The organism is Tenacibaculum sp. MEBiC06402 (assembly GCF_049239625.1).
Lineage (GTDB): Bacteria > Bacteroidota > Bacteroidia > Flavobacteriales > Flavobacteriaceae > Polaribacter.
In genome coordinates, this window is the sequence record NZ_JBMKKT010000089.1 from 49,954 (window position 1) to 64,956 (window position 15,003).

Here is a 15,003-nt window from a genome sequence, read left to right on the forward strand (position 1 = left end):
TTTTAATTTCCTAAGTTATATACAATGTTAAAGCCTGCATTAATAGATTGGCGCGGGAAATTCGTTGAAATAGCATAATCAAATGTATTATGATTATAATAAAAAGATGCTCGTAAGCTACTACTCAAGTTATAATCCGCTAAAAATTTCAATCCGAATAATCTCTCACCACCAGTGATTTGATTATTCTGCTCATCTACCGATCTTATTAATGTCAAGTTATCTCTCAATGAAACATCAGCTCTTAAGTTAATATCTCCTTTTAATGTTTCTTTCTTTCCAGTAATATGAGTAACCATCTTAACATCTTTAATTCGGTATCCTAAACCAAAGATAAACTCTGTTCCCTTAATATCGGTTAACGTGTTATTGTTAAAATTCAACGTTAAACTTCTATCTTTTTTAATCTCTCCACGTAAAGAAAAAGAGTTTCGCATTTTCATATCCACCTTAATAAGTGGTGAAAATTCATCTATTAATGTTGCCGACGAAATTAATAATTCTGGTTGATAATTCCCTGAATTATTTGTTAAGCTTAAATTCGAATTATCGTACTGTAAATTATTTGTATAATTAAGTATACTATATGACGATTTGTAGCTGTGTGATAAGGTAAAAGATGAGAAGTTTTTCTTAAACCACTTAAACTTCATTAATCCATTATATCTCATTGTCCAGTTAGGTAATGGAATATTTCTAAAGATACCTGTGCTTGTAGAGTTCGCATCTGTTCCAGTGTAAGCAGCTAAAAATGCTGGTAACATAACCTGTTGACCATTCTCTTTGAAACCTGGATCTGTATTGGTTGGGTCTGAATTATTAGGTAAAGTAGGATTTTGATTACCTATTCGATTTGCAATAATTGCTCTATTGTCTAGGAAATTTTGGTATAATTGATCACCATCCGTAAACATAGTTCCAAGCATAAAATGACTCGTACTAAAATTACCTGTTTCAAAAGCCTTTAAATCTGGATTTTGAGCCGTTCCTGTTGTATAGTTTACAATATCTAACTGTTGTGTAATATTAGAAGTTTTTGTTCTATTTCCTCTTAAATCAATAGTGAAATCTTTAAACGGTTTGATAGCAATATTATAATCTAAGTTATCATTTTTTGTCCTACCGTAATTTTTATTGAAATAATCAGCTCCTTCATCTCTTGTAACTAGCCATCCATTGGAAATAGCGTCTCGCAACATATCAGTTTGACTTCCGAAAACAAACCCTAACGTTGGCGCTAAACTTCCGTTAAAATTACTTCTTCCTAAGAAACCAACCGAAGGCCTAAATCCTTGTAAAAGTGTTCCACTCTCACTTGTAAAATTAATCTTTGCTCTTTGTATTGATGTTAACACATCATAAGTTCCTTTTAAAAGCTTTTTACCAAATGAAGCATTCTTCTTTAATTTTATCGGTTGTTTCTTTACAGGTTTACTTCCAAGGGCTACTCCTTTTTTAGCAGTTGACTGAGGTTTTTTCTTCTTAAAGAATAAATCTTCTAAGCCTATTGTTTTATAAAAACGTTTAAAATCAACGGTTGCTCCAATACTATGTTTGTTGGCATTTTGAATCATATTACCAACTTTATCTTCAATACTTACCTCTACTGGAGTTCCATTGATATCTTCTGTGATTGTACTTCTTGATGATGCTTGCCAGTCAAAATCTGCCGTATAACCATAATCAGAAGTAATAAAGCTTAAATATGGTAGCTTATTAATTGGTAATTTATAGGTAGCGTTTAAGGTTTGATGATATTGATTTCTACGACCAAAAGTAAAGAACTTATCAAAAATCTCTAGTTTCTCATCTTGACCAAAACTATCATAGATGTAATTATTAGTTGCATTAAAGTTTAGCTGTAAAGACTTTGTTAAATCAAAACCTATGGTATAATCCCAATCAAATAAAAATCTTCGTTGAATTAATTCAGGTTGTGCAGTCAATCCTTCTATTAAGTTTCTTGATTGTTGTAAATTATAATTTCTATTAATTTTTGAATTAATCGAAAGGTTTTTCGGTACTGGATTAAAATTTAAATCTTTAATAAAACGCCAATACCTTCCCTTGAATTTCTCCGACTTTTTAAACGGTTCTATTACAAATGGACTAAAATTAAAGTTATAATTAACCCCAGCCATTAAATTTTGGTTTACAAAACGTTCTATATTATAATCTTTATGAAACTCTTCACTAAAAGAATATGATACAGCTACATTTTCAACATCATAAAACTTTGGTTTTTTATCACTTTTAGGGTTTCTATTTTTCTTTACGTTGATAAAACTAATACTCTTTCTTCTTGTGTAATCCTGAGCATTTTCAGCATTTCTTCTTGCTTGATCGGAACCTCTTGATTTTGCTTCTGAAAGTACAACATCTTGATATTGAGGATCGAATTTAGGATCAATAAATTCTTCTCCATAACTGTAACTCATTGGAACTTGCATGTTCCAATTTTTAGGCATCATTTTACCTAACTGAACATTCGTAGAAACATTATATTGTTTTTGTTCTTCAAGGCTTCTTTCTTGTACACGTTGGTCAACATTACCAAAACCTACTGTTGACATTCTTCCTGCTAAAGATAAATCAATAACATCCGCAAAATTAGTGTCAGCATTTAAAACAGCTGCCCAACCTCCTTGATTATCAAAACCAACAGCTCTCAATTCGTTAAACCATACCTCTACACTTCTATCATTAATAGTTGTGTTTTTAACTCCTAACATTACAGTTCTTACTTGTGCTAATGTTGGATTACCTTTTACTTTTATGATTAAACCGTTAGATGCAGTTCCAGAATAAATATCCGCAGCCGATACGTTTGCTCCATCTCTATCCAATTTTAAAGTTGATAAATCGGTCATTAGAATATCGAGATTATTTTCCTCTGGCCATACTTCTAATGGTGAAGAGCTTGAAGTTGATAAAATCAACGGCTTTTCAATTTCATAATAGTTTTCATTCAAATCGGTTCCTAAACGAATAATCGCAGACATGTCTCCGTTGGAAACAGTTTTTCCTGGAATTTGCTCCGCGTGCAAGAACATTCTTAAATTTTTATAACGTCGTAAATCGATGCTAATATTCTTAAAAATAGCTCTGGCCTTCCCTGGCTCTAAATCATTTACTGTTATTGTAGAAGATTGCTCATTTTGACGTTGAATTCGGTTGGTTCCTTGTAATTGCTCTCTTACAATTCCTGGAGGTAATTCATAACGATCATCATTTTGTTCGATACTCACCACACCAACTTCAAAATTATTTAGTTCGTCATTATCTAAATCTTGCTCAGGAATTGATGGATCTAAGGTTCTTGTATAGCGTCTCCAATCTCCACGAACTAATTCTAGCTCAGCAAAACGCATTACCACTGGCATATTAAACTCCGTTAGGTACATACGCATAAAACGAATACTGTTGAAATCTGTAATTCCTCCAACAGCTTGGGTAAACCCATTACGTACTGGAATTCTAAACTGATACCAAGTTGTACTTCTAGATTCACCATTCGGTAAAGTTATTGGTTCCGATTTTACATCAACGATAAAGTTAGAACCTTTAACTAAATCATTTTTCTTTAATGAAACTTCGTACTCAAAATAAGCACTTACTGGATCCATTGTTTGATCTCGGTTTAAATCTTCAGTATCGGGATAAGTCGAACCAGAAGTTGGAAAATCTTCACCTGATTGATCTATAGTTGGTGAATTTCCTTCGGTTCCATTAAAGTTTTTATACCTAGTAATTATAGAAGCGTTAACTCCATCTAATTCTGCTCCTCTAAAAAATTGGAAATTATCTCCAGCTGGATCATCAAGATTTAACTTGCTTATATCGATATTTGCTCCTTGTTCGGTATTCAATCTATCAATAAATAATCTTTCCTCATTATTCGCCAATCCATCTAAACCAATATCCTGATTTATTCTTTCATTTTGATCTGCACTAAAGGCATATAAAATAGATGGATTAATAGGCACATTACCCCAAATAGTTTCTCGAACATTACTATTTGCTACTTTAACTCCATCACCTGGTAAACCATTTTCGAATTGTTTTTGTGAATCTCTTAAAATATCTTCTGAGATACTTCCTAAATTAATAAATAATTTACCTTGATTTATAGTGTTTTGTGGATCAACTCCAGATGGCAATCCTTCTTCATTTGAAATAGAATATCCTTCATAAGGGTCCATTAACCAAAACTGAATATATTCTACATTCGCTTGCTCAAAATTATTGGTTGTTGTTAACGCACGCATAATTCCTCCCCAGTTTTCATTAGGATTTACGAACGTCCCATCATTGTTTACATCAGTTCCCGTATTGAAATTATAAGGTCCTCGTTCGTTTGGGAAATAAGCCAAATCAAGAGTACGGACCAAATTCAATTGTGTAATATCTAAATCTGTATTTGGGAATAATTCCGAAAAACTGATTTGGCGAACTTCGTTTCTCGAAAGTTCGATGTCATTAATATTTGATGGTCTATTACTACTATTTGAATAAAATAATTGGTCAATACTATACCACGATATTTTTGCTCTTTTTGAATTATATGCTAAAGTACTTTGCTGTCCAAAAAACGGATCATTTGCAGCACCATCACCAATAGGGGTACTTGCTAAAAACCATTGTTGAGGCGCTGTTAAGTTGATTGGAATTTGTGTAGCTTCAAAATCATCTAAATACGATGTTGCTGTTCCATTTACATCAATACCACTTGGTGAACCTGGTAATAAATAAGCCATGTCTGCACGAACAGAAATATTTGAAGGCGCATCAGTTTCAACAAAAGGAAGTTTGTTTGCCAACTTGGTAAAATATGGAATTTCGGAAGAGAAATCTAGGTTGAATCCTAACATTACATTATCAATAGGTTCAGCTCCGAAATTTACTTTTGGTGTTATCGGTCTTTCGCTAACATTTAAAAATGTTCCTCCGATAATAAAATTCTCGTTAATCTTATGTTCAACATCAACACCTAAAAAAGTTTTACGTTGTTGATTAAAGAAGGTGTTGTTCTCTACAGAAGCGTTGATAGGAACTCCTGAAGCTTCTAATCCTGGATCTAAAATCTGAACTCGACCTAATTGATAATCTACCACATAATCAACTCCTTCAACCAAAGTTCTTCCTCCAGCTGAAACTCTTACAGAACCTCTAGGAATATTGAAAGCTCCTAATGAAATCCCTCTACTTGTTTCTGATTTAAAATATCCTTTTAAGAAAAACTTGTCTTTATTTTGAAACTCGTTTTTCGCTTGAATTTTAGTTGTTAGGTATAAATCTTTAAACAAATACTTCGATTGATCTGTTGCATCTGTAATTTTAGCTTCCAAATCAACTCCAAAAGGTTCCGCCTCCGGAAAATAAATCAATCCTTTTGCAGAGTTCACTGTAATTCCTTCTACAAAATCAAAGAAACCATCTCCTCCATCGACCTTAAACTGACTTTGGTCTAACTTATCAATATTGAATAAATTAATTAAAGTTCTATTTTGTAAATCAATTTGCTGAGCGTTTTGTAGCGTATTTTGTAAAATTCCTGTTTCATCATCACGGTAGAGTAATTCAAAACGGAAACCTTCTTGACGCAATGGATACGCTCCTAAAGCATATACGTTCTTCATCATTAATCGCCATGTTGGAAAAGGTATAAAATCTGTTCCTACTTGACGTTTTGTAGTTAAAATCTCACTACGTAATAATTTAACTGCAATGTTTGCTGGAGCATTAATTCCATCATTAGAGAATTCTCCAACTTTAAAAATTGTTTCATTATTTGATGCTCCTACAACTGTATACTCATAAGCAACTGCTAAGACTTCACCGTCATTTAATCTTCTATTTAAAGAGATAAAACCAAGTTGAGGATGCAAAGTATACTCATTCGGCTGTAACTTTCTTGCATTTTGTAAGTACGAATAATCTCTACCTTGTCCCATTTCAGCAGGAACTGTAGATTCTAAAGTACTCACGTCTCTAATTCCAGAACCAGGAGATAACAAATCATTAATATCGTTTACTGCATTGTAAGGAATCGGAGTTCCTTGAACATTAATTGGGTTTGTTACCACATCAACATAATTTTCTTGCGCCGTACCAGAGGTAAAATCGGCACTTACCATGTTGTCTAAATCTGATTCTCCTAAATCGGCAAAAGCAACTATACTCCTGTAATCTCTAACATTCTGATTTCTATTTGTTACCCAAACTTCAATTCGGTTTATGTTGATTGGACTGCTTACTAATGGGTAATTTGCTAAAGCTTTGCTATAATTTTCTCTAAAATATTGTGATAAAAAAAAGTGTCTATCATTATCATAGTCTGTTACGCGTAATTCAAAAGGTTCTATTACTGCACCACCTTCGGCAACCACGTTTCTAGATTGAGAGTTTTGCTGTGAAAAAGCTGTTCTTATTGTAGTTTTACCAAATTGAAAATCTGCACGAATTCCGAACAAAGCTTGCGCTCCATTAATTAAAGAGTTTTTAATTGGTAAGTTTACGTTACCTGCATCAATTTTTTGAATAATATCATCTTCGGTTGGTGCGTACTCAACTTTTATAATATTTTGAAAATCGAATGTAGATTGTGTATCATAGTTAGCAGTTACTTGTAATCGATTTCCGACTTTTGCTTGGATACTAGCACTAATTTGCTGGTCAAAATCGAAAGTAAAACTACTTTGGTTTTCAACAGAAATTTGAGGATTTTCTGTGTTTTGATAAATACCTCCTAGCTTAATACTTATTTGACCAGTAGGAATTACTTCTACTGTATTTCCACCGAAAACAGATTCGAAGAATTTTGAATTTACGTAGTACTTAGGAAGTAAGTTCTTTCTTTTATTATCGTTTCCTTTTTTATTAGGATTGGTAGCGTCTACTTTTTCTTTGAAATACGATTTTAAATCATTTTTAAGTTTATATTTATCATACTCGCGAGGTGTCAAATAAATTGGAGTTCCGATTACGTAATTCCCAATTTTTTCAACAATTACAAACTTGTTTATTGATTTATCATATCTGACTTGTACATCTGTTGGGTTATTTAAAAAAAGATGTCCTTTTTGATTAAAGTTAAAGTCGTACTTCAGTGGAATAATCGTATCTTTTTTTGTGGAAATAGAGTCTTTTTTATTTGTGTTTTGGGCAAATGAAACAACACTTACTAAAATAGCAAGTGCTGTAAAAAATCTATTACGAAAATATTTTCTCAACTTCTTTTACAAGTTTTTAAGTGCCTTTTTTATCAGCTCTTCTACTGAAGCTGATGGCGATTCTTTTAATATATTGGTTATAACCTTATCTGATTGCTTTCTGGCAAATCCTAAAACCTCTAATGCAGATAACGCTTCTTCTTTGTTAGTATTGTTTTCAGCTACTGAAACTTCGTCAATATCAAAGGTTTTGAGAATTTTTTCCTTTAAATCAATAATAACTCTTTGAGCAGTTTTAGCTCCTATTCCTTTAACCGATTGAATTAATTTTACATTTTCAGATGCTATAGCTTGTTGCACATCTTCCGCTGTCATAGAGGACAACATAGTGCGAGCAATACTTGGACCTACTCCAGAAACAGAAATTAACAACTTAAAAACTTCTCTTTCTACCTTATCAATAAAACCATACAGCGTATGCGCATCTTCTCTTATCGACAAGTGCGTATACAACTTTACATTTTCTTCTGTGGGTAGCGCTCCGTAAGTATTTAAAGAAATGTTGAGTAAATAACCTAAGCCATTGCAATCAACAACAACATAGGTGGGATTTTTCTCTACTAATCTTCCTTTTATTTGGGTAATCATTTGTTTCTGTGTAACAGACGCCTAAAGTAGCAAAAAATGATGAAACCTTAATTAATATTTTTTTGGACTTAAATATGTCACCGATTTAGTAACTATGTTCATAAAAAAAAGCGACTTTAAAGTCGCTTTTTGTTTTATTGCTCAGGGTCATCTGCACATGCTAAATTTCTCATACATCTATCAAAATAGTCCCTACCACTTCCACTGGCCGCACAATAATCCCAGACTTTCCAACAATCGATTCCTCCTGTAATTTTTTGCAAATCTGAATTCCTTAAAGCTTTTACTCCTTTTAAACTTAAAATAGATTTTTTCATAATTAAGAATTTAATATTATCTATAACTACGTTCAATCTAAATCCAAATTGTTACTACAAAAACTTAAATTATGGTTTTAAGAATATGAATTTAAAGTTACTTTAATGATTTTTTCGTTTCTCTCTTTCTTGAGCATCAACAACAGCAACCGCAGCCATATTAACCATTTCATCTACACTTGCTCCTAATTGTAACACGTGAACAGGTTTACTTAATCCAAGTAAAATTGGTCCAATAGATTCAGCGCCATTTACTTTCATTAATTTATAAGTAATGTTTGCAGATTCTAAGTTTGGGAAAATTAAAATATTTACTTTTTTACCATATAATTTAGAGAAAGAAAACTCCTTAGATAACATTTCTTCATCTAGCGCAAAATCTGCCTGAATTTCTCCATCTACTACCAAATCAGGGTAGTTCTCGTGCATATAAGAAACTGCCTCTCTAATCTTTTGAGAAGTATCTGATTTCGTAGAGCCAAAATTAGAAAAACCTAACATTGCTACATTCGGTTTCATACCAAACATACGAGCCAAAATACTTGTATAATGTGTAATTTTAGCCAATTCCTTTGCAGTCGGATTTATATTTATAGTTGTATCTGCTAAAAACATCGGTCCTCGTTTAGTTAACAACATGTTTGTTGCGGCAACTTTTAAAACACCTCTGTCCTTTTCAATTAATTCTAAAATAGGTTTTACAACTGATGGGTACGGTCTAGAATATCCTGTAATCAGTCCATCCGCTTCTCCTTCATTTACCATCATAGCAGCAAAATAATTTCGCTCTCGCATCCATTTTTGCGCTTCTAATAGAGTAATACCTTTACGCTGTCTGGTTTTCCAAAACTTTTCTGCAAAACGATTTCTTCGTTCTTTTTCTTCCGGGGTTTTAGGGTCTATAATTGTTACTTCATCTTCAAAACCTAACTCTTCTTTTAATTCTAGGATGATTTCTTTATTACCTAAAAGAATTGGCGTCGCCATTTTTTCATCATAAACTCTCTGAGCGGCTTTTAATACATCTAAATGATCTGCTTCTGCGAATATAATTTTCTTCGGATCTCTTCGAGCCCTATTGTGTAATATTCTAACTTCTTTACTTCCAGATCCAGAACGATCCATTAGTGTATCTCTGTAACGATCCCAATCTTCAATAGGCTGTTGTGCCACTCCACTGTCCATCGCCGCTTTTGCAATTGCTGGTGGAATTTCATAAATCAATCTCGGATCGAAAGGTTTTGGAATAATATAGTCTTTACCAAAAGAAAGACTTACCTCATCATACACGATATTAACTTGCTCAGGAACTGATTTTTTGGCTAAATCGGCTAATGCATGAACAGCAGCCATTTTCATTTCCTCGTTAATCTTAGTTGCTCGAACATCTAAAGCTCCTCTAAAAATAAATGGAAAACCTAATACGTTATTAACTTGGTTAGGATGATCTGATCTACCTGTAGCCATTATAATATCCTCACGGGTAGCAACTGCTAAATCATAATCTATTTCAGGTTCAGGATTTGCCATTGCAAATACAATCGGATTTTTTGCCATTGATAATAACATCTCCGGGCTTACCACATTTCCTTTTGACAACCCAATAAAAACGTCAGCATTATTCATTGCTTCTTCAAGATTTTCGACATCCCTATCAGTTGCAAACTCCGCTTTTTGAGCCGTTAAGTTCTCTCTACTTTTTCGAATGACACCTTTACTGTCGCACATAATGATATTCTCTCTTTTTGCACCTAAAGCTAAATACAAACGTGTACAAGAAATTGCAGCAGCTCCTGCTCCATTTACTACAATCTGAACATCTTCAATACTTTTACCGTTAATTTCTAATGCATTTTTTAAAGCAGCAGCAGAAATAATCGCTGTTCCGTGCTGATCATCGTGCATTACAGGAATATCTAATTCTTCCTTTAATCTTCTTTCAATTTCAAAAGCTTCCGGAGCTTTAATATCTTCAAGGTTAATTCCTCCAAAAGTTGGTGCAATCGCTTTTACCGTTTCAACAAACTTATCGATATCTGTTGCATCAACTTCGATATCAAACACGTCGATATCTGCAAAAATTTTAAAGAGTAATCCTTTACCTTCCATTACTGGTTTTGAGGCTTCAGGCCCAATATCTCCTAAACCTAAAACAGCTGTTCCGTTTGATATTACGGCTACCAAATTTCCTTTTGTAGTATATTTATATACATTGTCTTTATCTTTTGCTATTTCCAAACAAGGCTCAGCTACTCCTGGTGAGTAAGCTAAAGATAAATCGTGCTGAGTGGCATATTTTTTCGTCGGTACTACCGATATTTTTCCTGGTGAAGGCTTGGCATGATACAATAAGGCCTCGCGTCTTTTACGTGATTGGCTCATAATTTTTTTGCTTGATTGTGAATTGACAAATATAAGCTTTGTTATTTAGTATCATAATTTATAAAAAATGATAAATATCATTTTACAATTTTTTATTCTTATGAACCTTTGCTGAAAAATAATTAAAATATAAGTTATGAATATTACAACCCCCGCCAACATTGTAAACGAAGAAGTTACTTGGAACAAAAACAAAACCATAGTCAGTAAAACTGATACCTTTGGAACAATATTATATGCAAATGACGTGTTTTCTGAAGCTAGCGAGTACAGCACGTTAGAACTAATTGGAGAACCTCATAATATTATTCGACACCCTGATATGCCTAAAGTTGCATTTAAGTTATTATGGGAAGCTTTAAAACAAGAAGAAAACTTTCATGCTATTGTAAAAAACTTAACTAAAAGCGGAAAATACTATTGGGTAATTACCGATTTTACTATTGACAGAGATGAAGATGGACATATTTCTGGTTATACTGCTAGAAGAAAATCGGTTCCACAAAGCGTAGTAGCAAAAATTGAACCTTTGTACAAAACCTTACTGGACATTGAAAAAACCAAAGGAGAAAAAGTTAGCGAAATGTATTTCAATGCTTATTTAAACGAAGAAATTGGAAAATCGTACGAAGAGTTTGTTGTTGATTTATTTGAGGAAGAATCAAAAAAAGAAAAGAAAATACTAGATAAAGCAAAACGAATTAAAGGATTACAATGGTTTTTCTTTAGTGATTATGAATAAGAAGCTTTAAAGTAAAATCCGAATTGAATTTCGGGTTTTACTTTTCTTTTATAAAATTGATATTTCTAGTTAAGCCTGCATATTTCGTTCTTTTAACAGCCGACTTTTTAAACACTTTTCGAAATGTTTCTTCCGTTAACTCTTGCCAATCTCTTTTATCCATAGTCAATAATGGATCTTTTGGATGAAACAACGATTCATTGTGAGGCTCCGAAAATCGATTCCAAGGACAAACATCCTGACAAATATCGCATCCAAACATCCAATCTTCCATTTTATCTTTAAATCCTAACGGAATACTGTCTCTTAATTCAATAGTTACATACGAAATACATTTACTCGCATCTAAATTATTATTTGGTAAAATTGCTTCTGTCGGACAAGCATCTATACAACGTGTGCATTTACCGCAATGATCTGTTACGAAAGGTTCATCATACTCCAATTCTAAATCAATAATTAATTCAGCTAGAAAGAAGAACGAGCCTTGTTTCTTTTGAATTAATAAGGTATGTTTTCCATTCCAACCTAAACCTGCTCTTTCTGCCCAAGCTCTTTCCAATACCGGAGCAGAATCAACAAAACACCTTCCGTTAATCTCTCCAATTTCTTCTCGCAGACACTCTAATAATTCAAAAAGCTTGTTTTTAATAACGTGATGATAATCTTCACCATAAGCATATTTTGCAATTTTATAACTGTCACTTTGCTGATGTTCCTCTGGAAAATAATTATAGGATAATGAAATAACGGATTTAGCTCCTTCTACTAGTAATCTTGGATCTAATCGTTTGTCAAAATGATTCTCCATGTACTGCATTTGTCCGTGATAGTTGTTTTGCAGCCAATCTTCGAGTCGCGGAGCTTCTTTCTCTAAAAAACAGGCCTCAGCTATACCACAGTCTAAAAAACCTAAACGTCTGGCATGCTTTTTAATAAGATTCGAATATTGCTGTGTTTTTTTCAAAAAAAGAAACTATTTATTAACCACAATATTACTGATAACTTTTAACTTTGTTATTAACATTTATCGTTCAATAAATCATCCCAATAAACGTTTTAACTAAAAACCACCAGCATCATGAAAAAAATTGTGAAAATCGTTGTTTCAATTCTACTTTTTCTTGTAATTGCTTTGGCTGCAATTCCATTTTTATTCCAGGATAAATTGGTAGCCTTAGTAAAGAAAACAATTAATAACAATGTAAATGCAAAAGTAGAATTTTCTGATGCTAATTTGAGTTTACTTAAAAACTTTCCTAAAGCTTCAGTTGAACTTAAAAATGTAGTTGTTACTAATTTTGCTCCTTTTGAAGGAGACACATTGGTTTATAGTCAAAATGTTCAACTGAAATTAAAAATTACGGAGATTTTTAAAAGCGCGAATAGTCAATTAAATATTCAATCTTTTTCAATTGATAATACGCTGGTGAATGTAGTGATAGATGAAAAAGGAAATGCGAATTACGATATTGCTAAGAAAGAAGCTGCTGTTACCTCTGAATCAAAAGAAGAACTAGAAAATGTCTCTTCAAGCAACTTTAAGTTGTCGTTAAACGCATACGAAGTAACCAACGCAACCATAAAATATACTGATAAGAAAGGAAAAATGAATATGGTACTTTCTGATTTTAACCATTCAGGAAGCGGAGATTTTTCTCAAAAAACAACAGAGATAGATACCAAAACAACCACAAGTGTTTTATTTGAAAGAAATGGCTCTAAATTAATTAACAACCAACATTTAGATTTAAATGCTGTATTAGCTTTAGATTTAGAAAACAGTAAATATTCTTTCCTTAAAAACGAAGCACATATCAATCAACTTCCTTTAATTTTTGATGGTTTTGTACAATTAAATAAAGATGAAAGTCAAGAAGTTCATATAAACTTTAAAACACCTTCTTCAGACTTTAAAAACTTTTTAGCTCTAATTCCTGAAGAATATGCTAAAAACATTTCTGATGTAAAAACTTCTGGTGATTTTATTGTGACAGGAAAAGTTGATGGTAAAGTTACAGAAAACACTATTCCTACTATTGATATTGCAATTACCTCAACAAACGCTTCTTTTAAATATCCTAGTTTACCAAAAAGCGTAAACAACATTCATATAGATACTAAAATAAAAAATGAAACTGGGAATGTTGATGATACCTATGTTTCTGTAAACAGATTAGCTTTTAACATTGATGAAAATAAATTTAGTGGAAATGCTAAAATTAGTAATCTAACCAAAAACCCATATATTAATACTACTATTAATGGAAAGTTAGACTTGAGTCATATAAATAAAGTGTATCCGTTAGAGTTAGAAAATGATTTAAGCGGAATTATCAACGCGAATCTTACGTCTAAATTTGATATAGATGCCGTTCAAAACAATAAATACGAGCGAATTAAAAATAGTGGAAAATTAGAAATCACAGATTTTCTATTTAGTGGAAAAGAGATGGCAAATCCGCTAAAAATAAATAGTGCAAAAGTAGATTTCGCACCAACGAAAATTTCGCTAACGAATTTTGATGCAATTACAGGAACAAGTGATTTAAAGGCTACTGGAACGATTAACAACCTGTTAGGTTTTATTCTTTCAGATAAAAATTTACAAGGAACTTTTAATCTAAATTCAGACTCGTTTAAGGTTAGCGATTTTATGACAACTGATACTACTACCGAATCGGATAAACCAAAAGAAGAAGAAACGGGTAAAACAGATACGCCAAAGGAAAAGCTTAAAATCCCTGCATTTTTGGACTGTGTAGTAAATGCAAATGCAAAAGAAGTTTACTACGACAATTTAAAGCTAGAAAACGTAAAAGGAACCTTACTAATTAAAGATCAAAAAGCTACTTTGAAAAATGTAAACGGAGATATGTTTGGTGGTAACATTGCTTTAAATGGTGCTGTTGATACCAAACCAGAAAAATCGTTTTTTGATGTGGATATGGGTGTTAAATCATTCAATATTAGTGATTCATTTAAGAATATTGAATTGTTCAAAATGTTATCTCCGATTGCCGATGTACTGCAAGGAAAACTTAACACTAATATTAATCTTTCTGGAAATTTAAAAGACGATTTCACCCCGAATTTAGCGTCGGTTTCTGGAAAAGCATTAGCTGAAATTTTAGCAACTAATGTAGAACCTAAAAACTCAAAAGCATTGAGTTTGTTAGATCAAAATTTAGGTTTTGTGGATTTAAAAAAGCTAGATTTAAAAGATATTAAGACTAATTTGTCTTTTGAAAATGGTAAAGTAAACGTGAAGCCATTCAAATTAAAATATCAGGACATAGATATTGAAGTTGCTGGAAGTCATAGTTTTGATCAATTAATGGATTATAATGCAACATTTAATGTTCCTGCGAAATATTTAGGTTCTGAAGTAACAGGATTATTATCAAAACTAAACAGTAGTGAGCAAGACGTTTCTGTGCCAGTAACAGCAAATTTTTCGGGAAGTTTTACAAATCCTACTGTGAAAACCGATTTAAAATCTGCTGTAAGTAATTTGACTTCAGAGTTGGTAAAAAAACAAAAAAACAAACTAATAGATAAAGCTGTTGGCGGACTCTTAGGTGGTAATAAAGACAACAAATCTTCAGCTACTGGAGATGATAAAAAAGAGAATACAGTTGATAAAGTAAAAGATGCATTAGGTGGTTTATTTGGAAAAAAGAAGAAAAAGAAAAAAGACGAATAGTCAATTTATTCTTTAACATTTTTTAAATAGAAAGTA

The 15,003-nt window shown here is 32.4% G+C and carries 7 protein-coding genes; 2 read left to right on the forward strand and 5 right to left on the reverse strand.

The features are described 5' to 3' along the window. Positions 1-2: 2 nt before the first annotated feature. The 4 genes from sprA to ACOSP6_RS05165 form a co-directional block, all read right to left on the reverse strand. The gene (gene sprA / locus ACOSP6_RS05150) at positions 3-7,232 is read right to left on the reverse strand and encodes a cell surface protein SprA (protein ID WP_422095025.1); all 7,230 of its coding nucleotides are present in this window, start codon (positions 7,230-7,232) and stop codon (positions 3-5) included. A gap of 6 nt (positions 7,233-7,238) precedes the next feature. Further along, a complete protein-coding gene (gene ruvA / locus ACOSP6_RS05155; protein ID WP_422095024.1) occupies positions 7,239-7,820 on the reverse strand; it encodes a Holliday junction branch migration protein RuvA in 582 nt (193 codons plus the stop codon). A 134-nt stretch (positions 7,821-7,954) separates the two neighbouring features. Beyond that, positions 7,955-8,137, reverse strand: a complete 183-nt coding sequence (locus ACOSP6_RS05160) for a hypothetical protein (protein ID WP_422095023.1) — start codon at positions 8,135-8,137, stop codon at positions 7,955-7,957. A 102-nt stretch (positions 8,138-8,239) separates the two neighbouring features. Then, the gene (locus ACOSP6_RS05165; protein ID WP_422095022.1) at positions 8,240-10,519 is read right to left on the reverse strand and encodes an NADP-dependent malic enzyme; all 2,280 of its coding nucleotides are present in this window, start codon (positions 10,517-10,519) and stop codon (positions 8,240-8,242) included. Between the two features lie 136 nt (positions 10,520-10,655). Between ACOSP6_RS05165 and ACOSP6_RS05170 the strand changes: the two genes are divergently transcribed. After that, entirely contained in the window at positions 10,656-11,261 is a 606-nt protein-coding gene (locus ACOSP6_RS05170) for a PAS domain-containing protein (RefSeq protein ID WP_422095021.1), read from the forward strand. Positions 11,262-11,298: 37 nt separating this feature from the next. On the opposite strand, the gene queG is transcribed toward ACOSP6_RS05170, so the two are convergent. Next, positions 11,299-12,228: a tRNA epoxyqueuosine(34) reductase QueG gene (gene queG, locus ACOSP6_RS05175; RefSeq protein ID WP_422095020.1), complete on the reverse strand. Its 930-nt coding sequence runs from the start codon at positions 12,226-12,228 to the stop codon at positions 11,299-11,301. Positions 12,229-12,342: 114 nt separating this feature from the next. Here queG and ACOSP6_RS05180 point away from each other — a divergent pair, with 114 nt between their 5' ends. Beyond that, positions 12,343-14,967: an AsmA-like C-terminal region-containing protein gene (locus ACOSP6_RS05180; protein ID WP_422095019.1), complete on the forward strand. Its 2,625-nt coding sequence runs from the start codon at positions 12,343-12,345 to the stop codon at positions 14,965-14,967. Positions 14,968-15,003: the final 36 nt, after the last annotated feature.

What these genes read in the sequence shown, in the direction of transcription:
- ACOSP6_RS05165 (WP_422095022.1), bottom strand. Translation starts at nt 10,519, where the DNA reads ATGAGCCAATCACGTAAAAGACGCGAGGCCTTATTGTATCATGCCAAG.
- ACOSP6_RS05180 (WP_422095019.1), top strand. Translation starts at nt 12,343, where the DNA reads ATGAAAAAAATTGTGAAAATCGTTGTTTCAATTCTACTTTTTCTTGTA.
- ACOSP6_RS05160 (WP_422095023.1), bottom strand. Translation starts at nt 8,137, where the DNA reads ATGAAAAAATCTATTTTAAGTTTAAAAGGAGTAAAAGCTTTAAGGAAT.
- ruvA (WP_422095024.1), bottom strand. Translation starts at nt 7,820, where the DNA reads ATGATTACCCAAATAAAAGGAAGATTAGTAGAGAAAAATCCCACCTAT.
- ACOSP6_RS05170 (WP_422095021.1), top strand. Translation starts at nt 10,656, where the DNA reads ATGAATATTACAACCCCCGCCAACATTGTAAACGAAGAAGTTACTTGG.